This is a genomic window from Baekduia alba, assembly GCF_028416635.1.
Classification (GTDB): Bacteria; Actinomycetota; Thermoleophilia; order Solirubrobacterales; family Solirubrobacteraceae; genus Baekduia; species Baekduia alba.
This window is the reverse complement of record NZ_CP114013.1, coordinates 529,178-547,829: the sequence shown is the minus strand read 5'-3', so window position 1 is coordinate 547,829 and position 18,652 is coordinate 529,178. Positions and strand designations below refer to the sequence as shown.

Here is an 18,652-nt window from a genome sequence, read left to right as displayed (position 1 = left end):
GGGCGAGCCCGCACGAGCGCCCCCGTCAGTTGCCGGCCGCCGCGCCGATGGGCACCGCGCGGGCGATGAACGTCGCCCGCCCGGCGCCGTCCAACGCCCAACTGCACAGCGCATAGCCGTCGGGAAGCGCGAGCGCGCCGCGCGCGGACAGCGCCGCCCGGTCCGGCACCCGCTCGTCGGCGGCGAGGACGTCGTCGCAGACCGCGGTGGCGGCCGGCAGGTCGTCTTCGGCGGCCGCGTCCAGCCCCAGCAGGCAGCGGTGCGCGAGCAGCCGCAGCGCGCGGGAGCGTGCGCCGGCGTCGGCGAGCGGACGGCCGTAGCGCCAGGTGGCCGCGAGCTCCAGGCCCGCGTCGCCGAGCGCGAGCAGCTCGGCGGCCAGCGCGTCGTCGATCACGTCGTCTGCCCCATCGATCAGGAGCGCAGCACGAACCGTGGCCGAGCGGCCGGGCGGCGCGGCATCGCGCAGCGTCGCCCCGAGGCCCGCGAGCGCCAGCCGGGCGAGCGCCCCGCGCTGGGGCGCCCCGGCGGCGGGCGCGGCCGCGTCCAGGACGAGCGCCTGCCGGTGGCGCAGGAGGTCGCCGAGGCCGACGGTCCGCCCGGCCCCGCCCGCCGCGCCGAGCGCGTCCGCGCGGGGGCCGTCGAGCGCGGCCCGGGCGGCGTCGCCGGCGGCGTCGTTCAGGTGGGCGGGCAGCTCGTGGCCGAGGAACGACGCGAGGCCGGCGCCGCCCCGCCGGCGGTAGAGCTCGCGCGCGAGTCCTTCGCGCAGCACGCCCTCGGACGGGTCGAGCAGCCGCAGCGCCTGGCGGGGCACGGATGCCGCCTCGAGCGCGCCGGCGCGGCCGGCGGCGATCGCCACCGCGACCGACAGCGCGAGCACGCGCTGGGCCTCCTGGGGCACGTCGCCGGCGCCCGCGCCGAGCAGCGCGGCGGCGACGGCCGTGCCCAGGGCCTCCGGCTCGCCAGGTTCGGCCAGTGGGTCGAAGCCCGCCGCGGGATCCGCGAGGTCGACGACGCTCACCTCCCGCTCCGGCTCCAGGACGGCGCGCGCCGCGGCGGCGCCGCCGGGCGCGGTGGCGACCACGAGGACGGGCACCTCGTCGGCGGCGGCGCGCCGTGCCAGCCAGCGTCCGACGAGCGCGCGGCGCGCGGCGTCGGAGCCGCCGAAGACGCCGAGGCCCGCGCGGCGGGCGGCGTCGTCCAGGCCGGCCGGCCCACGCTCGTCGCGCACGAGCGCGTCGTCGGAGGCCCGCGAGACGCGCGCCGGCGCCGACAGCCGCGGCACGGACGAGCGCGCGACCTGCGGCCCGTCGTGCGCGGCGGCGGGCAGGTGCCAGGCGCCGGCCAGCTCGGCCGACGTGGTCGTCGCCCGTGGCCGGCGGCGCAGCGGCGCGCCCATCCCGCCGCGCAGCGGGGCGATCCGCGGCACCGTCACGCCGGCACCGGCCGCCGCCGCCTGGGCGATCGCGACGCACGCCGGCCGGCTGGCCGCCGCGACGCGCACGTCGACGTGGAAGGTCATCGGCAGCGTCCGGGCCGCCGCGGCCACCGGCGCGACCCCGGCGGCCGTCGCCGTCCGCGTCGGCTCGAAGGGCGCGTCGGCGTCGGCGTCCGTCCACCCGACCTCGGCGGGGCGGCGCCGGCTGCCGGCCGGCGCCCGCGCCGCGGCGAGCGCGTACTGCAGGCGGGCCGGCGCGCCGGTCGCCGCCATCACGTCGAGGACCGCGAGGACGTGGTCGCCGTCCACCGTGCCCGGGCGCCGCGTGCTGCGCGGGCGCATGAGGTGCATCGTGGGCGTCGAGACGGCCCCTTGCGTGGTCGCGGGCTCGGCGACGAGCCGGCTGTCCGGGCAGCGGTCCTGGAGCGCGCTCTCGAGCGCCGGCACCAGATGGCCCGGGCACACGAGCGCCAGCGCGGCGGTCGACGTGCCGGCGGCGCCCGGCGCGGTCTCCAGCTCGAGGCCGAGCGTCGGCGGCCCGAGCAGGGCGGCGCGCAGCGGCGTCTCGCGCAGCAGCTCGTGGCAGGCGCCCAGCAGGCCTTCGACGTCGCGCCGCGCGAGCGCCTCGTCGCGGTGCGGCAGCAGACGCAGCCGGACGCGCCCCTCGCGGCGGCGCGCGACGACCCGCACGCCGGCGAGGCCGAGGCCGCCGACGACGGCGATCAGGAGCGGCGGCTCGACCAGGCCCCAGAGGTCGCCGAGCAGCCCGCCGCCGGCGTCGTGGGCGGCGTCGGCCGAGGCGGCCGCGGCGCGTCCCGGATGGAGGTCGCGCGCCGCGGCCGGCGCGTGGAGGTCGCGAGCGTGCCTGGCGGCGTCGCCGCCGTCGTCGCCGAGCATCGAGCTCGTCGCCACCACCCAGAGCGCGACCAGCGCCCAGATGACGAAGCCGATGAACCACAGCACCACGGTGCGGGGTCGGGGGATCATGCGCCCGTGAACACCTCCAGGCCCGCCGCGACGGCGAGCACGACGACAGCAAGGACGGCGGGCGCGACAGCGGCTCGCGGCACGAGCCGCCCTGCGCGCGCCTCGAGGTACAGCGCGAGCCCGAGCGCGAAGCCCGTGAGCTCGACGGGCCCGTGCGGCAGGACGTAGCCCGCCGCCCGCAGGCCGTAGCCACCCAGCGCCGCGCCGACGAGCGCGACGTGCAGGAGGCAGCCCAAGGCCAGGACGACGTCGCAGATCACGACGGGCACCCGGCCGAAGAACCGCTCGGCGCGTCCGGCCCCGTCGCGCGGGCACGTCAGGTGCGCCACGAGCGCGGCGACGAACGTCACGCCGAGCAGCCGGAGGTTGGCCGCGAAGACGGTCCAGGCCGCGCCCGCCGTCCGCGGCAGGCCGCCGAACGCGAGGTCGAGCTGGTCGCGCGCCGCGCCGGCGCCGGCCGCGCGGATCGTCACGGCCACCAGCGCGGTCGCCCCGAGCACGGCCGCCGCGATCGCGGCGGTGCGCCGCAGGATCGGCAGCTCCAGCGGCGCGGCAGCGCGCCGCAGCGCCGTCGTCGGCAGCGCCGTCATCGCCACATCTCCGCGACCAGCGCCTGGAGCGCCTCGCCCGCGAGGTCGAGGGCGGCGTCCGGCGACTCCTCGGCCAGGTCCGGGATGTGGGGCACGAGGAGCAGCGGCGCGTGCCGCTGCGCCGCCAGCGCCTTGAGCGCCGCGATCGGCGCGGTCGCGCCGGCCGCGTCGTGGCGTGCCACGAGCACCTCGCGCCGTCCGGGGAGCGTCGCGAACAGGTCCAGCGTCCGCTGGGCGCGGCGCAGACCGCCGGTGGTGGCCGGCAGCACCCACGCCAGGTGGGAGGCGTCGTCGAGCACCTGGTGGTCGATCGGCTCGGACGGCACGCCGCAGTCGACGACCGTCAGCCGATGGGCGGCGCGCGCGTCGGCCAGGACGCGCGCGGCCGCCGGACGCTCCACGGCGACTGGCGCCTCGGGCGCGCTGGCCATCACGCGCAGCCCGCCGCCCGCGTCGGCGAACAGCCCGCCGCCGAGCGGCTGGTGCGCGGCGATCGCGGCCGCGGCGCGGGGCAGCGAGCGCGGCGCGACGACGCGCGCGCACGCCGCCAGGCCGCCGGTCGGGCCGCCGGTGTCGCAGACGAGCACTGGGCGGTCGTCCGCGCGGGCGGCCTGGCGCGCGGTGAGGAACGCGATGGTGCTCGCCCCCGCGCCGCCGCACAGGCCGGCCACGGCCAGCAGCGGGCCGGTCGTGGGCCGGGCCGTCGGCGCCGGCGCCGGCGCGACGTCGCGCTCGTCGTCGCGCTCGACGTCGACCGCGCGCTCCTCGCGCAGCTGCGGCGGGCTCATGACTGTCGCTCCCAGCGGGTGACGACCCAGCCGGCGGCGCCGCGGCGCTCGACGGTCGCCAGCGTCACGACGTAGTCGCTGTTGGAGCCCAGCGGCCCGAGCCCCGTCAGCTGCTCGTGCGTGACGACCACGGCCGCGCGCCGCGTCGCGCCCGGACGCACGGTGAGCGCCTCCACCGTGGCGCGCGAGCGCAGGTCCTCGGGCGCGGAGACCACGCCGTCCTCGAGCTGGCGGTTCTCGACCTTGAGCAGCTTGGCGGCCGAGCCCGCGGTCAGGGCGATCGCCCGCACGTGCTGGGCGTGCACGTTCGCGCTCGTCCAGTTTCCCCAGGCCAGCGCGACGGCCGACAGCGCACGCTCGGGTGTGGCGGCGTCGGTCGCCGGCGGCGGCGCGGTGCTCGCCGCGGGCGCCGCCGCCGCCGGAGCGGCGGTCGTCGCCGGAGCGGCGGTCGTCGCCTTGGCGTGCTTGGCGTCGTTGTAGGGGTCGGACACCCCGCACCCCGCCAGGGCGAGGACGAGGCCGGTCGCGGCCAGCGCCACGGCACCTCTGGTCATCACTTTGCTCCCTTTATCAGTCGCGCAACGGTGACGATCGTGCTGGGCTGCTCCAGGCGACGGTGCACCCCGTCGCTCGTGTTGCCCTCGATCGTCGACACGGTGCCGTGGCCCGCGTAGTCCTCGGCAGCCAGGCCCATGTGGTCCGGGACGCCGGTGTTCCATTGGAAGATCAGGATGTCTCCCTGCTTGATCTGGTCCTTCGGGACGACCATCAGACCGCCGTTGCCCGCCAGCGCCTTGCGTTGCGTCTCCGGCACCGACGCGATCCAGCTCGGCAGGTCGATGCCGGCGTGGACGTACGCCTCGTGCACGAACACGCCGCACCACGCCTGGCCACACGCGACGCCGGTCCGCCGGGCCCAGGCGGTGATCGGGCCGCCGCAGTTGCTGCCCTTCGGCTTCTCCTCGACGCCTTCCTGGGACAGCGCCCACTCGACGGCCTTGCCCGCGTCGTTGCCCGCGATGGGCACCGCGCCCTGCGCGGGCATGGGCCCCCCTTCGAGCTCCCACTTGCGCGCCCGTGGGAGCACCTGGCAGTACTGGTTGATCGAGTGCTCGATGCATCGATCGACCTCGCTGCAGGCGCCGATGTAGGCGCACACGGCGCGGTGGGTGCCGGGCGAGGTGAGATCCATGTTCGCGCCGTCGGCCTTGAGCTTGTGCGCGGCGCCGGCGATCGCGTCGAAGTCGTCGTACACGCAGCCCACGTCCTTGGGCACGCCGTCGCAGCTCGACAGATCGCGCCGGTTCAGCGGATAGGCGGCCGGCCGGCGGTCCGCGATCGCCGCGAACGCCCTGTCGTGCGAGGAGGCCCAGGTCGTCAGCAGGAACTGCATCGGCCCGGCCGCGCCCGACGAGTTGGTCCCGTGGCTCGCGGCCGGGTTGCGCGAGAAGTCCGTCTCCTGCTGATGGATCGACGCGATCAGGTACGGGTTGACGCCGAACTGCGCGGACGCCACCTCGTACATCGGGCGGTACACCACGGGGATGCCGCTGTCCGCCGGCCAGCGGTACTTCCACGAGGTGCCCGCGCTGCCGCTGCCCAACGGGTTGACCGACGCGAGCAGCGAGGAGACGACGCCGACGACGACGCAGATCACGATCAGCGGCAGCAGCCCCAGCCCGGCGACCGCCCCCAGCAGGCCGAGCAGCACGTTGGAGCCGGACTGCTGGGCCTCGCCGCCGCCGCTCTGACTCTTCCCGCCACCGCCGGACCCCGCGAGCTGGCCGAGCTGGCCGAGCTGGCCGAGCTGGCCGAGGCCGGCGCTCCCGCCGGCGCCGCCACCGGCCGCACCGCCACCGGCCGCACCGCCACCGGCCGCACCGCCACCGGCCGCGCCGCCGCCCGCGGCAGCGCTCGAGGCAGCGCTGCCCGCGACCTTCGAGCCCTCCAGAACGGCGGTGGCGGTGGCCGGGTCCATCGCCCGCTACCCCCGGCCGCTGCCGTCGCCGTTGGTGCTCGTCGACGCGGCAAGCTGGACGATGCCGCGCCAGACGTCACCGTCGGCACGGGCCACGGCGGCGTCGCGCAGCGGCACGTCGCGCAGCGGGTCCGAGGTGTAGGCCCAGTACTCGCGCGGCCCGATCCGCAGCGCCACGCGGCCCTTGCCGCGCGCGCCGTTGACCCAGAACATCTGCGCGTGCGAGCCCTTGACGGTCTTCAACCGGGAGATGAGCGCCGCCTCCTCGTCCGACAGCCGCAGCGCGTCCTGGACGAACGGGATCTCGTCCGGGTGCTGGGACAGGAACAGCTGCATCGTCGAGTTGCGGATCAGCGCCAGGCCATGCTCGGTCGCGAAGTCCGACATGTGCTGGGACATGACGATCAGGAACAGCCCGAGGTGGCGCGCGCGGCGGGCGAGGTCGTTGGCGAACTCGCCCGTCTCGCGCCGCCCGACGAGGTGCCATGCCTCATCGATCAACATCACCGTGCGGCCCGTGAACATCGGCGCGTCGGGCTGGTGCGACAGCGAGCGAGACTGGTCACGGTGGCGCTCGATCGCGCGGGTGACGTACTCGACCATCGCGAACATCACCGAGCGGAGCACGATCTCCGGGCAGCGGCGCGTGTCGAACACCACGAGCGGGCTGTCGGTCGGGACCGTCGTCTCGCGATCGAGCAGGTAGGCGTAGGAGCCCTCGCCGCAGTACTCGCCGAGCCGCTCGGCCAGGTTGCGCAGGACCGCCGCGACGTCGTTGGAGCCCTGCTCCTGCTCAGCCCGGGACCGCTGCAGCAGCTCCGCGCGCAGCATCGACTCACGGGGCGTGCTGCCGGTGTGCGCGGCCTGCGCGTACACGCTGCGGATCGCCGCGCCGAGGTGGGCGCGCTCGAGCGTCGTCAGCCCTTCGTCGCCCATCATCACGCCGTGCAGCGAGACCAGGAACGCGATCTTCTCGAGGCTGACGTCGGCGGGGTCCGGGACATCCCACGGGTTGATCGCGAACGGGCTGTCGTCGGCGCCGATCTCGATCTGCTGCGCGCCCGCCACCAGCGCGGTGAGCACGCCGTAGTGGCCGGCGCGGTCGATCACGAACGCGCGGGCGCCGTGCGCGATGCAGCGCGAGATCATGATGTTGGCCGCCATCGTCTTGCCCGAGCCACTGCGACCGTTGACCAACATGGTGTAGTTGGAGTGCGTTCGGTCGTAGGGGTTGAGCAGCTCGAGCGTGCGGCCCGGGTCGCTGAAGGCGAACGGGATCCCGCTCGGCGACCCGCAGCTCGTGCCGATCAGCGGGATCGTGTCGCCCACGTTGCGCGTCGCGTAACGGCGCGTGCGGCGGGCGACGTCGCGACCGAGCGGCAGCGTCGACTGCCACAGCTCGTGCTGCTGGAACTCGCCGCGGCTGACGCGGCAGTCCGACGCCGACTCGATCTGGTCCACGCAGTAGTCCACCGCCTCGTTGAGCGACGCGACGTCGGGGTCGGGCCCGCGCGAGCGCAGCGACTGGTAGATCGCGACGCGGTACAGGCTGGCGCGCTCGTGGCCGGCCATCTCCACGAGCAGCCGCTGCGCCTCGGTCTCCTGCGCGTAGCGATCGAAGTCCGGCACGCGCCCCTTGGACTCGGCGACGCGGTTGATGGAGAAGATCCGGCGGTAGCCCATCTTCATCCGCCGCCGCTCCTGCCGCCGGTCCAGCGCGCTGGCGAACACGCTGAGCGTGTACGGCTGGCGCGTCATCATCGCGCCCATCAGCCAGCCCATCGTCGTCGCGTCGGCCGTCGTCGCGGTGTAGATCGTCTGCTCGAGGTCCTGGTCGATCTCCGCGTAGCGCTTGGACGAGGAGAAGTCGAACGTCGAGCGGGCGATGGCGCCGCGCAGCCGCTCGGCAGCGCGGCTGGCCTCCTCGCGGTCGCGCGTGCCGTCGAGCGTGCCGAGCACCTCGTTGCGGACGGGCGGCCGGCGTCGCCCGCTGTCGGCGTGCGTCGGGTTGAACCGACCCCAGAGCAGCTCGGCGACCTCCTCGCCGTCCAGCAGCCGCGTCGGGACCGACAGCGCGTCGAGCTCGGAGCGCACGGCGTCGGTGAGCGCGAGGCTCTCGCGCACCGCGCGGCGGTGGGCGGTCAGCTCGCGGTCCAGCGGCGCGCTGGCCATGCGCCCCGCCGCCCGCGGGCGCAGCGCCTGGAGCAGCGCGCGGGCGGACCGCTGGTCCGGGACGTGCGGGACCACCACGTAGGCGTCGGTCCGGACCGCGGCCTGATGGTCGGCGTGCAGGCGCAAGGACTCCTCCATCGCCGCGTACAGGCGCCAGCGCGAAAGCGAGAGCGGATCCTGCGCGGGCTTGCCCTTGGCGGGCGGCTCGCCGGCCCACGCCGCGACCTCGCGGCGGGAGTCCAGCAGCACGTCGTCGAGGTTGACGGGCCGCGCCTGGACGTAGAACTGGAGCGTCTGGCCCGGTCGCAGGCGCGCGACGATCTGGCAGAACGACGCGGCGACGCGCGCCCGGTCGACCGCCGACAGGATCAGCGGGTTGGGCGGGATCACGTGCAGGATGCGCACGAGCGCGCCCTCGCTGGTGATCGCCAGGCCGGTGCGGTCGAGCGCCTCGACCGGCAGCAGCTCGCCGCTCTCCGGCAGCCCGTGCTCGTTCGTGTTGGACTTGGTCTTGCGACGCAGCTTCATTGGTCCTCCCAGAGGGCGGTGGTGTCGAGGTCGACCACTGCCTGCCGGCGCGCCTCGCGCGGGGCGTTGGCGGGGTCCTGATGCAGCACGTATCCGCGCACGTGGTCGCCGGGCCCGGGGACGAAGCGCCAGCGGTGACGGCGCCACCGCAGCGCGGAGCGCAGGATCACGAAGAGGTTGAACTCCGAGGAGCCGGCCAGCAGGGCGGCGCCCGCGGGCAGCGCGCCGAGGTACACGGCCGTGACCACGGTGAGCGTCGCGCCGAGCGGCGGGTGGATGTAGAGCACCCAGGCGCCGGCGACGCCGACGCCGAGCGCCACGGAGACCCACTGGCCGATCGTGAGCTCGCCGATGCGCAGCTTCGAGTCGAGGTGCTTGTAGGCGATGTTCATGGCCTAGCCGTCCAGGCCTGCGTCATCCGGGGGCGGGATGTAGGGCGCGGAGTCGTCCGAGGACCCTCCGCCGGCCGGCGGCCCGGATCGGGGCAGGTCGTCCGCGACGGCGGTGGCCGACGACCCGTCCGGGGTGGCCGCGTCGCCCTTCGCCCAGTACTCGGCGCCCGGGAACTCGCCCGCTCTGATGGTTTGGGGCGGCGGGGTCGCCGGCGTGTCGGAGCCGTCGCCGCCGTCCGGTGCCACCCAGGCCGTGCCGGAGGAGCCGCCATCGAAGCCGTCGCGCGGCGGGGTCGCCGACATGCCGGAGGAGCCGTCGCCGCCCGGTGCCGACCAGGAGCCGCCCGCGGGACCCGAGCCCCCGACGCTTGAGCTCGAGGAGCCCTCGGACCAGGAGCCCGACGGCGGGCCATCGCCACCGCCGCTGGGCACAGCGCCACCCTCGCTGGGCGCAGCGCCACCATCCCCGGGCACAGCGCCACCCTCGCTGGGCGCAGCGCCACCGCCGCTGGGCGCAGCGCCACCATCCCCGGGCACAGGGCCGCCGCCGCTGGGCGCGCCGCCGGGGTCGGAGCTCCCGCCCATACCCGGATCCACGGGGCCGGGAGGGCTCCCGGAACCGGGGGCGGCGGTGCCGCCGGCCTCCGACGTCTCGGCGCCTGGTCCGCCGCCCGCACCGGCGCCGCCGGTCTCGGCGGCCGACGCCTCGTTGAGCAGCTGGTCCCGCGTGCCCGGGCTGAGCGCGCCCCAGGTCGTGAACGCCGCCTGGGTCTCCGGCGACAGCCCGGCGGCCATGCTGGCGTCCGCCATGCGGCCCTCGGTCGAGTTGGGCCCGTGCGTGTTGGTGTACTGCCCGACTCTGCCGCCATATCCGGCGGCGTTCAGATCGTTGAGGGCCTGGCGCCCAGCCGCCATCTGGCCTCCCGCGGCCATGTTGCCGAGCTCCTCGGCGCGCTGCCCGATGTCCTGCATGCCGGGGCCGATGTCCGCGCCGGGCTGCGTGGGCAGCCCGTAGGCCCCGTCGTGGACGGTCCCGGCATCGCTGGTCCAGCCGGATTCGGGGAAGGCTCCGTCCTCGAATCCACCGCCGCCCGAGGCGCCGCCACTGCGAGGCTGACTTCCGCCACCGTCTCCGCCACCGTCTCCGCCTCCGTCTCCGCCGCTGCGGCGCTGCCCTCCGCCGCCCGGCGAGTCGTCCGGGATCAGGCCCTCCGGAAGATGCTGCCTGATGGCCTCGGCGGCGACCTGCTGGCCCAGCTGCGTGACCGGGCCGCCACCGCGCCGCCCGCCACCGCCGCCGCCGATGCCAGGCACGATCGACCCCAGGGCCGCGAGCCTCATCAGCGTGCGCGGGAGCGCGAACATCATGTAGAACAACGCCAGCGCGGTGAGCGGCTTGACGAGCTTGTCGGCGATCGAGCCACCGCCGCCGAACGTCAGCGAGTCGACGCCGACCGCGATGAACGTCGCCAGGCACAGCGACCAGATGATCGGGATCATCAGCACGGCCACGAAGCTGCGCGTCGCGAGCCGCGCGATCCAGGCCGTCGCGTTGAGCGGCATCAGGACGAACGCGAGCGGCATGCCGGCGTACAGCACCGCCAGCGTCGCGGTCACCGCGACCTTCATCGCGATCAGCGCCATCAGCACGCCGGCGGTCGCCAGTCCCACGATGATCACGAACACGAGCCCGATGCTGCTCAAGCTGGCCACCCCCAGCGCAACGACGAGCGCGCCGGCCAGCGTGTCGAGGTCCTTGCCGTTGACGAGCACGGCCGTGACCTGGTTGGACACCGCGACGGAGTTCTCGAAGATCCACGGCCACGCGGTGATCAGCAGCGCCACGCCCACCCCGCGCGTGAGGCCCTGCAGCATCTCGCTGCCGTCGCTGCTGAAGTCGGCGATGCCCGAGAGCCAGTACTGGAGGGCGGAGAACGTCATCACCGCCCCGATCAGCGCGAAGCTGATGCCCTGCGTGACTTGCCCGAGCGCCTCGAGCTTGCCGTCGATGTGGCCGTTGTCCTTCCCCGCGAAGTTGGGGGCGTTGACCAGCCACGTGAAGAACGTGCCGTTGAGGCCATCGAGGTTGACGCCGAAGAACTTCTTGGAGATCTTGTCGATGGCCTTGTTGATGATGCTGTCGACCGACGGGAACGCCGAGGCGCTCTCGGGCCAGACCAGCGCGACGACGACGATCACGGCGAACGCGACCAGGAACGTGCGCCGCCGCCCCCAGGTGCGCGGTATGGCGAGCCGGCGCCGCACCGCGGGCAGCGCGGATCGCGCCACGACCCGCCAGGGTCCGGCCGCGCCGCCCGCGGTGGTGTTGCGGAGCACCGGCATCGCGGGCGCCCTAGTAGGCCAGGCCCTTGGCGCCGGCGACGACCACGACGGCCCCGATGGCGCCGCCGATGAGCTTGACGCCGCCGCCGCCCTGGCGTCCACCGCCGCCGACCATCAGCGCGAACGCGCCGGCGACGGCCGCCAGCGGTGCGATCGCGATCGTCGGGATCATCGCCGCGTTCGTCAGGTTGTTCGCGAGCTTGATGAGGTCGCCGAAGCCGTCCGTGTTGTCGGTGGCGATCTTGTGATCGTCGCCGCCCACCCCGGCCGCCTTGGCTAGGACGTGGGCCCACGGGCCGAGCGCGATGAGCGCGGCCCCCAGGCCGAGCAGGCTGGCCACGACGACGCCGGTGTAGGCCGCGTGCGCGCGGCTTCCCACGGTGTTCGCTGCTTGCTTCATTACCTTCCTCCTTGAGAGTGATGGAATCTGCTGATGAGTCATCGTTCGAAGGTGAACTCTTGGTCGGGCGCGGGCGCGGGCTTTCGCGCGGGCGCGGGGGCGGGAGTGGAAGTGGGAGCGGGAGCGGGGGCCCGGGCCGGGGCGACCGCCGCGGGCGGCGCGCTCGCCGGCGCCGGCGCCGCGCGCCGGTGCGGTGCGCGCCGCGCATGGCGGTGACGACGGTGGCGGCGGCGAGCCGGGCGCGCCGCATGCCGGTGGGGCGCGCTCGCGGCGACCTCGGCGGGTCGCGCCGCGTAGCGCGTGATCGGCGTGCGGTGGGCGTCAGGGCGCCGCGCCGGCGCGGGTCGCGCCGTCGCGGGTCGCGCCGGCGCGGCGGCGGTGACCGTCCGCTCGGCGCGCGCGGGCTGCTGCTGCTGGTGCGACCCGCCGCCGGGCCTCGCGACGACGATCGCCACCAACAACAGGACGATCCCGACGGCGGCCGGCGCGATCAACCGCGCGCGACCGGCCGTCCGCGGACCCTTGTCCGCCTGCGGCTCGCGCCCCAGGCGCGGCCGGGCCGCGACGAGCGCGCCGATGCCGTCGCGCGCCCGCGCGAGGAGGTCGTCGGCGGTCTCGCGCAGCTCCTCGCGCCGGGAGCGCCCCGATCCCGGGTCGTCGTCCCACGTGTACGCGCGGGCCACCGGTTCGGACGCCGGCGCGGCCGCCGGGTCGAACGCCGGCTCGGGCGCACGCTCGGCATGCGCCTCGAACAGGTTGTCGGCGGGATCGGCGTTGAAGGTGTCGGGCTCGGGCACGGAGGTGGTCTCGGTTGGGCTTCACCTCTTCCATTGCGCAAGCCGCCGACTCCGCCCCCCTCAATCTCGCGCGCCGTTCTCCATCCCTCCCGAAACGACGAACGGCGCGCCCCGACCTGGTCGGGACGCGCCGCGCCATGCCGCTATGCGGCCGGGCTCAGCCGTGCACGCGCACGTGGATGCGCTTGGACACGCCCGCCAGATACGGGTACGCGGCCTGCGCGGCGACACGGACCCGCAGGGTGTAGCGCTGCACGCCGTGGGTGCCGACGAAGCGGTAGCTCACCCGATAGCTCCCGGACGAGCCGCGGGCGTGCGTCTGCTCGAACGGCTGCCAGCGCGTGCCGCGCCACGCCTCGGCGGTCACCAGCACCCCGCGGCTCGGGATCGGGCCACCCGACAGCGTCCCGCGCAGGGCCAGGAGCTGCCCGTTGCGCAGCGACCGGTGCGACGGCTTGATCGTGAGCCGCGGGATCACGCGGACGACCGTCCGCGCCGTCACCGCGCCCGCCGGCGTGCGGTAGATCGCGAAGATCTCCCGCGACGACCCGCGCGGCACCGCGACGCTGAACCGGCCGGCGGGGTCGGTCGTCACCCGCGCGAGCTCGCTCAGCGGCGCGGTGGTCCCCTCGGGCCGCCACACCACGCAGACGCCCGCGCCATCCAGCGGCGTGCCGTCGACCGCGTTGACCTGGCCGGTGACGCTCGCCAGCTTCTTCGTCGCGTAGCGCAGGGTGACGCGCGCGGGCCCGATCCCGGTCGAGTGCGAGCCGAGGAGCAGCAGCCCCGTGTTCAGCCCGACGCCCGCGACGTCCGCGCCGACCGCCGGATCCGGGTTGCACGACTCGTCCGGCGGCGCGTTGTGCGTCGTCAGCGTCACGGGACCCCAGGCGGTCGTGTTGCCCCCGGCGTCCTGGAGGAGGACCCGGACCTGGTGCGTCCCGTCGTCCAACGTGGTGGTGTCGAGCGGGATCGTCGCGCTCGCGTTCAGCGGGCACGGCGTGCGCGCGGTGTACGGCGTCGCGCAGGCGCCGGCACCGCCGAGCGGCTGGGAGGTCACGACGGTGCCGTCGACCTCGACCATCGCCTGGGTCAACCCGCCGCCCTTGTCGGAGGCCAGCAGCGACACCGACGCCGTGCCCGACACCGGCGCGGTCGCGTCGACCAGCCCGCCGACCGGCGTGGTGGTGAACGACGGCTTGCTGTCGTCGGCGAGCGTGATGTCGGCGCGATGCAGCCACGTCTCGGCGGCGACGGGGCTGGTGGCCGGGCAGGCCGTGGTCCCCGCGTTGTCGTTGCCGCACGACACGTAGAGCGCGATGCCGGTGACCGGCGTGGGCGGCGTGCGCGAGAACTTGTTGGCGTCGGCCAGCGGCGTCGACGGGTTGCCGACCGCCGAGCAGTTGTTGGTCGTCCCCTTGCAGCCCGTCCCGGCCCAGCGCCAGTCGAGGCCGTAGCGCTCCATCGCGCTGAACCAGTACGGCGTTCCCGCCGCGACCTTGGCGCTCCGCCACAGCGTGTAGCTCGTGATCACGGTGTTGTCCGGCGCCCAGAAGTACATCCGGGCGTCGGCCGTGGACGGATGCGTGACGCCCGCCTTCAGCGCGACGTGCACGCCGCCGCGCGGGCAGCTGTCGTCGTGCGTGTCGGTCACCGGGTCGGTGAACTGGAACGACCACGAGGACGTCGAGGCGGGGGCGCCGGTCGGGTCCTGGCAGGAGTAGACGACGTAGGACCCGGCGTGTGCCGCACGCGCGGCCGGACCGGCCAGCCAGGCCGCAAGGCCGGCCAGCACGAGCATCAGCGCGAGACGGGGAGCGATGCGCGATGCCGAGGGAGGAGGGCTGGGGAGCATCGCTGCATTGTGGGTGGAGATCTACCCGGGCCCAATCCGGATTCGTGAAGGGCGCAAGACGGCGCAGCGATCAGGGACCGAACTCCTGGCTCCAGCCCCCGTTGGCGGCCGACGAGGATCCGGAGGCGGCCGGGGTCGGCGCCCGGGCCGCCGCGGGTGTGGCCGTGCCGGTGCCCTCGACGCCGAACTCCGGGGCGGTCCGGCGCGCCACCTTGCGCGCCGCGGCGCGCCGGCGCTGCTTCGTGGTCTTGCTCGACGCCGACGACGCCTTGGCCGTCGTCTTCTTCTTGGCGGTCGTGGTCCTGGCCGCGGTCGTGACCGCCGGCGTGGTCGTGACCGCCACCGGGCGCGTCTTGACGGCCGGCGCCTTGGCCGCCGCGCGCTTGGGTGCCGGGGCCGCGTGGTGCGCTCCCCGCAGCGGGGCCGGCAGCCCCGCGAACGCGCAGTAGGTCGCCGTCGAGCCCACGCCCAGGCAGCCGGCGACGACCGCCGCGACGGTGCCCGGCCGGACGGTCCCGAGGATCGAGCCCGTCGCCGGGTCGGCGCGGACCGCGAGGCCCGTCACGTGCTCGCGCCCGCCCGTGAAGAGGTCGGCCACGCGCTCGCGCAAGCCGCGGGCGCCGTGCGTCAGCGCGACGAGCCGGTCGCCGCCGTCGTCGCCCATCGCACCGCCAACGACCAGCGGGATCGGCACCAACGCGCCGGCCTGGTGCGCGGCGTGGCGCAGCTCGAGCGCCCAGTGCGCGCAGCCGGTGCAGCTGGACAGGTGCCGGCGCGCGTCGCGCATCCGGTTGGGCCCGGCGATCCCGGACACGTAGGCCAGGATGAGGCTGCGACGGCTCTCGCAGAACGAGCCTTCGCGCACCTGCGCGAAGCGCTCGCCCAGCGTGCGCATCGCGCGCTCCATCTCGCGGCGGTACACGCGCTCGGTGACCCCGAGGTAGCTCTGCACCTCGTCGGGCGTGCGATCGAAGTAGTAGCGGAGCGCGATGACGACCTGCTGGCGCTCGGGCAGCTCGGCGACGATCTCGCGCAGCCGCGCGCTCTCGAAGTCGCGCGCGAGGAGGTCGGCGGTGGCGGCCGCGCCGTCGGGCGCGTCGAGCCCGCCCTCCTCCAGCGCGACCGACCGCTTGCGGTGCGCGCGGTCGCCCTCGCCCAGCGCCTTGTGCAGCGCGGTCTGCGTCAGGTAGGCGCGAACCTGGTGGACGTTCATGCCGTCGAGGTCGAGCGCGCCGTCGCGCTGCTTCTCCAGCAGCACGGCATACGCGTCGTGGAGGATCGCCTCGCGATCGGCGGCCTCCATCCACCCGCAGCGCCGCGCGAGGACACCGAGCACGTAGGCTCGGTGCTCCTCGTAGACGCTGGGCGCGATGGTCGAAGACACGCCGACCACATCTTGGCGGCACCCGGGTCACCCGTGATCCGGATGCGTGAACGCGACCTCCAGCGACCGCGGTTTTGCGCGCTACCGCGGCATCGGCTTCTTGCGAGTGATAGCGCAGCTGGCGTAGTTGTCGTCGCTCACACCCGAGTCGAGCGTCACCTTCCCTTCCGCCGAGAAGCAGGCGCCGGCGTCGGGGAGGCGGATGCGGCCCGCGTAGAAGCCGAAGCGGCCCTTGTCGGTCTCCGTCTTGCCGCCGACTGTGAGCGAGATCTGCATGAACTTCTTGACGCCGTCCACCTCCGTGTCGACCGAGGTCGTCACGGCGCAGAGGTTCTTGCCCTCGTCGAAGACGTACACCTTGGCGAGCAGCGTGTCCTTGCCGTTGACCTTGCCGTGCAGCTCCGTCTTCGCGAGCTGGACCGAGGTGTCGCACGGCGCGTCGCTGACCGTCGCGTGGGCGGTCGACGAGCACGCGAGCGCCGCGACGGCGCCCACGACGGCGACCGCGGCGGTCGCGGCGGCTGCGGGGGTGGAGCGGAGGGAGGTGGCGATCATGAAATCTCCTTGGGGGTTGGTTTCCACCTCTTCCATCGCCCGAGCCCCGCGGTCCGCCCCCCTCGTTCTCGGTCCGCGCTCAGACCCCGGCCTGATGGAAGCTCGCGAGCGCGCGCGCCGCGGACTCCTCGCGGTTCAGCGCGGCGAGCACGGCCACGGCCGAGCCGGCGCCCGTCAGCCAGTTGCGCCACGCGACCGCGTGCGCAGCGCAGGCCACGCGCCACACGGCGACGAGGTCGTCATGCACCACCAGCCGCGGCGGCGGGGACGGCGAGGACGGAGGCGGCGGCGAGGCCTGCTCGGGGATCACGCGCGAGATGCTGGCGCCGTCGGCCCGCGCCGGCAACGCCGGTTCGTGGAGGTCCTGATTGCCGATCGGCATTGCACCAGTGGAGTGCGGACGACGCCCAGTACCATGGTGCGATGTCGTTCGCTTGGCCGCGCAGGGAGCCAGCGTGATGGCGCCGCCTGCATTGGGCGGCGTCGAGCCTCGGCACCTCGCGACGCTGGCCGCGGTCGCGCAGGAGGGCTCGTTCAAGGTCGCGGCGGAGCGCCTCGGCTACGCGCTCTCGGCCGTCAGCCAGCAGGTCACCCAGCTCGAGCGCGCGCTCGGCGCGCCCGTCGTCGTGCGGACACCGGGCCAGGGGCTGGAGCTGACCGAGGTCGGCGCGCTCGTCGCGCGCCACGCGCGTGGGATCCTGGCCCAGCTCGACGCCGCCGGGGCCGACCTGCGCGGCGAGGCGGGCGCGCTGCGCGTCGGCATCCACGACCGCGCGGTCATGGACGCCATCCCGCGCGCGATCGCGCTGCTGGCCGCGCGAGCGCCGGACGTCGCGCTCACCGTCCGCGACAATGATCGATCGCCGGAGGCCCGCGCGGACGCGGTCCGGCGCGGCGAGCTCGACGCGGCGCTCGACGACCTCCCGCTCCCCGACGGGCCGTTCGCGTCGGCCGAGGTCCTGCGCGACCCCATCGTGCTGGTCGTCGCGCCCGACTCGCCGCTGGCCGAGCAGCGCGAGCTCGACAGCCTCGACGAGCTGCGTGACGTCGCCCTGGTCGCCGACGTCGGGTGGCCGATGCTCCCGCTCGTCGAGGACCAGCTGCGGGCCGCCGGCGTGCGGCCGCGCATCACGATGCGGTCGCGGCTGGCGACCGGGCTGCTGCCGCTCGTCGCCGCCGGCCTCGGCAGCGCGCTCGTGCCGCGGACCGCGGTCGACGAGCACCGCGCCGGCGTCGTCGTGGTCGGGCTCGGCGACCTGCTGCCGCCGCGCCGCGTGGCGGTCTACTGGCACCGCGACCGGCGCCGCGTCCCGGCGCTCCGCGCGTTTCGCGAGGCGCTGTGCGCGGCGGTCCGCACGTCCGCGGAGACGCCGCGGTGAGCGCTCCGACGCCCGGCGGCGCGCCACCCGGCGTCACCCGCGACGCGTGGCTCAGCGTCGAGGTCCGCCATCTCCAGGCGCTGGCCGCGATCGCGCGCGAAGGGTCGTTCCGTGAGGCCGCCGACAGCCTCGGCTACGTCCAGTCGGCGGTCAGCCAGCAGATCGTGCAGCTGGAGCGGCTGGTCGACGCACGGCTGATCGAGCGCTCGCGCGGAAGCGCGCCGGTGACGCTGACGCCGGCCGGCCGCCTGCTGCTCGAGCACGTCGACGAGATCCTCGCGCGCTATCAGGAGGCCGGCGCCGAGCTCGCCGCGCTGTCGGCGGGCACGACCGGCCAGCTGCGCGTGGGCGTCCTGCCCAGCGTCGCGAGCCGCGTCCTCCCGCAGGTGCTGGTGCGCTTCGCCGAGCAGTGCCCGGACATCCAGGTGCTGCCGTCCGAGCGCACGACCGACGCCGAGCTGCTCGGCGAGCTGGCGGCCGGCGATCTCGATCTCGCGTTCTGCGAGCTGCCGCTCGCCGACGGGCCGTTCGCCTGCTACGAGCTGCTCGAGGACCCGTTGCTGCTCCTGGTGCCGGCCGATCACGCGCTCGCGGCCCGGGTGGCGCCGGCGACCGCCGCCGACCTCGACGGCCTGCCGCTGGTGACCTACGGCGCCTGGCGCGGGCAGCAGGCGGCCCTCGACTGGCTGGCCGGGCTGGGCGTCGTGCCCGAGATCGTCTTCTCCTCCGACCACAACGAGTCGGTCCAGACGCTCGTCGCGGCCGGCACGGGCGCGGCCCTGGCGCCGTACCTGGCGGTCGACGCGGCGCACCCGGGCACCGCGCTGGTGCCGCTGGAGGGCGTGCCCGCGCGGATCGTCGCGCTCGCCTGGCGGGCCGACGAGGAGCTCTCGCCGGGGGCCAGCACCTTCCGCGTCGTGGCGAGGACGGTCTGCCACGAGCTGGCCGGCGCGATGACGCCGCCGCCCGGCGACGACGCGATCTGACACGCGCGATGAACTCATAGGGGCGCTCCGGGGCGTTCGCCGGATGGAACGGGTGACCAACCACTCCCGTCCCACCCCGGAGC

General features: G+C 75.4%; 16 protein-coding genes. 2 read left to right on the top strand and 14 right to left on the bottom strand.

Translation table 11 applies throughout. The annotated features are described in order from the left end of the window. Positions 1–25: 25 nt before the first annotated feature. The 14 genes from DSM104299_RS02615 to DSM104299_RS02550 all read right to left on the bottom strand — a co-directional run bounded on the left by DSM104299_RS02615 (position 26) and on the right by DSM104299_RS02550 (position 16,586). Positions 26–2,422 (bottom strand): hypothetical protein, encoded by a 2,397-nt coding sequence (locus tag DSM104299_RS02615; protein WP_272475729.1) that lies wholly within the window; start codon positions 2,420–2,422, stop codon positions 26–28. After that, a complete protein-coding gene (locus DSM104299_RS02610; RefSeq protein ID WP_272475728.1) occupies positions 2,419–3,012 on the bottom strand; it encodes a hypothetical protein in 594 nt (197 codons plus the stop codon). The genes DSM104299_RS02615 and DSM104299_RS02610 overlap by 4 nt, the downstream gene beginning before the upstream one ends. Then, the gene (locus tag DSM104299_RS02605) at positions 3,009–3,800 is read right to left on the bottom strand and encodes a CpaE/TadZ family protein (RefSeq protein WP_272475727.1); all 792 of its coding nucleotides are present in this window, start codon (positions 3,798–3,800) and stop codon (positions 3,009–3,011) included. Before DSM104299_RS02605 ends, DSM104299_RS02610 begins: the two co-directional genes overlap by 4 nt. Beyond that, complete coding sequence (locus tag DSM104299_RS02600; RefSeq protein ID WP_272475726.1) at positions 3,797–4,354, bottom strand: hypothetical protein; 558 nt, start codon at positions 4,352–4,354, stop codon at positions 3,797–3,799. The genes DSM104299_RS02605 and DSM104299_RS02600 overlap by 4 nt, the downstream gene beginning before the upstream one ends. After that, entirely contained in the window at positions 4,354–5,778 is a 1,425-nt protein-coding gene (locus DSM104299_RS02595) for a lysozyme family protein (RefSeq protein WP_272475725.1), read from the bottom strand. The genes DSM104299_RS02600 and DSM104299_RS02595 overlap by 1 nt, the downstream gene beginning before the upstream one ends. 6 nt (positions 5,779–5,784) lie before the next feature. Continuing rightward, positions 5,785–8,478, bottom strand: a complete 2,694-nt coding sequence (locus DSM104299_RS02590; RefSeq protein ID WP_272475724.1) for a VirB4 family type IV secretion system protein — start codon at positions 8,476–8,478, stop codon at positions 5,785–5,787. Next, positions 8,475–8,870 carry a hypothetical protein gene (locus DSM104299_RS02585; RefSeq protein ID WP_272475723.1) on the bottom strand — a complete coding sequence of 132 codons (396 nt, stop codon included), beginning with the start codon at positions 8,868–8,870 and terminating at the stop codon, positions 8,475–8,477. Before DSM104299_RS02585 ends, DSM104299_RS02590 begins: the two co-directional genes overlap by 4 nt. A 3-nt stretch (positions 8,871–8,873) precedes the next feature. Beyond that, positions 8,874–11,315 carry a hypothetical protein gene (locus DSM104299_RS02580; RefSeq protein ID WP_272475722.1) on the bottom strand — a complete coding sequence of 814 codons (2,442 nt, stop codon included), beginning with the start codon at positions 11,313–11,315 and terminating at the stop codon, positions 8,874–8,876. Continuing rightward, positions 11,224–11,613, bottom strand: a complete 390-nt coding sequence (locus DSM104299_RS02575) for a hypothetical protein (RefSeq protein WP_272475721.1) — start codon at positions 11,611–11,613, stop codon at positions 11,224–11,226. The genes DSM104299_RS02580 and DSM104299_RS02575 overlap by 92 nt, the downstream gene beginning before the upstream one ends. Before the next feature lie 38 nt (positions 11,614–11,651). Then, positions 11,652–12,410 (bottom strand): hypothetical protein, encoded by a 759-nt coding sequence (locus tag DSM104299_RS02570; RefSeq protein WP_272475720.1) that lies wholly within the window; start codon positions 12,408–12,410, stop codon positions 11,652–11,654. A 157-nt stretch (positions 12,411–12,567) separates the two neighbouring features. Further along, positions 12,568–14,265, bottom strand: a complete 1,698-nt coding sequence (locus DSM104299_RS02565; RefSeq protein WP_272475719.1) for a hypothetical protein — start codon at positions 14,263–14,265, stop codon at positions 12,568–12,570. Between the two features lie 70 nt (positions 14,266–14,335). Then, complete coding sequence (locus DSM104299_RS02560; protein WP_272475718.1) at positions 14,336–15,649, bottom strand: RNA polymerase sigma factor; 1,314 nt, start codon at positions 15,647–15,649, stop codon at positions 14,336–14,338. Positions 15,650–15,730: 81 nt separating this feature from the next. After that, positions 15,731–16,204, bottom strand: a complete 474-nt coding sequence (locus DSM104299_RS02555) for a hypothetical protein (RefSeq protein ID WP_272475717.1) — start codon at positions 16,202–16,204, stop codon at positions 15,731–15,733. Between the two features lie 79 nt (positions 16,205–16,283). Continuing rightward, positions 16,284–16,586: a hypothetical protein gene (locus tag DSM104299_RS02550; protein WP_272475716.1), complete on the bottom strand. Its 303-nt coding sequence runs from the start codon at positions 16,584–16,586 to the stop codon at positions 16,284–16,286. A 52-nt stretch (positions 16,587–16,638) separates the two neighbouring features. Between DSM104299_RS02550 and DSM104299_RS02545 the strand changes: the two genes are divergently transcribed. Together DSM104299_RS02545 and DSM104299_RS02540 are read left to right on the top strand one after the other, a co-directional pair. Then, positions 16,639–17,583 (top strand): LysR family transcriptional regulator, encoded by a 945-nt coding sequence (locus tag DSM104299_RS02545; protein ID WP_272475715.1) that lies wholly within the window; start codon positions 16,639–16,641, stop codon positions 17,581–17,583. Next, the gene (locus DSM104299_RS02540) at positions 17,580–18,569 is read left to right on the top strand and encodes a LysR family transcriptional regulator (RefSeq protein ID WP_272475714.1); all 990 of its coding nucleotides are present in this window, start codon (positions 17,580–17,582) and stop codon (positions 18,567–18,569) included. Before DSM104299_RS02545 ends, DSM104299_RS02540 begins: the two co-directional genes overlap by 4 nt. Positions 18,570–18,652 lie beyond the last annotated feature (83 nt).

Coding starts and splice junctions, on each gene's coding strand:
- DSM104299_RS02585 (WP_272475723.1), bottom strand. CDS start 8,870: ATGAACATCGCCTACAAGCACCTCGACTCGAAGCTGCGCATCGGCGAG.
- DSM104299_RS02605 (WP_272475727.1), bottom strand. CDS start 3,800: ATGAGCCCGCCGCAGCTGCGCGAGGAGCGCGCGGTCGACGTCGAGCGC.
- DSM104299_RS02590 (WP_272475724.1), bottom strand. CDS start 8,478: ATGAAGCTGCGTCGCAAGACCAAGTCCAACACGAACGAGCACGGGCTG.
- DSM104299_RS02550 (WP_272475716.1), bottom strand. CDS start 16,586: ATGCCGATCGGCAATCAGGACCTCCACGAACCGGCGTTGCCGGCGCGG.
- DSM104299_RS02575 (WP_272475721.1), bottom strand. CDS start 11,613: ATGAAGCAAGCAGCGAACACCGTGGGAAGCCGCGCGCACGCGGCCTAC.
- DSM104299_RS02595 (WP_272475725.1), bottom strand. CDS start 5,778: ATGGACCCGGCCACCGCCACCGCCGTTCTGGAGGGCTCGAAGGTCGCG.
- DSM104299_RS02565 (WP_272475719.1), bottom strand. CDS start 14,265: ATGCTCCCCAGCCCTCCTCCCTCGGCATCGCGCATCGCTCCCCGTCTC.
- DSM104299_RS02615 (WP_272475729.1), bottom strand. CDS start 2,422: ATGATCCCCCGACCCCGCACCGTGGTGCTGTGGTTCATCGGCTTCGTC.
- DSM104299_RS02610 (WP_272475728.1), bottom strand. CDS start 3,012: ATGACGGCGCTGCCGACGACGGCGCTGCGGCGCGCTGCCGCGCCGCTG.
- DSM104299_RS02555 (WP_272475717.1), bottom strand. CDS start 16,204: ATGATCGCCACCTCCCTCCGCTCCACCCCCGCAGCCGCCGCGACCGCC.
- DSM104299_RS02600 (WP_272475726.1), bottom strand. CDS start 4,354: ATGACCAGAGGTGCCGTGGCGCTGGCCGCGACCGGCCTCGTCCTCGCC.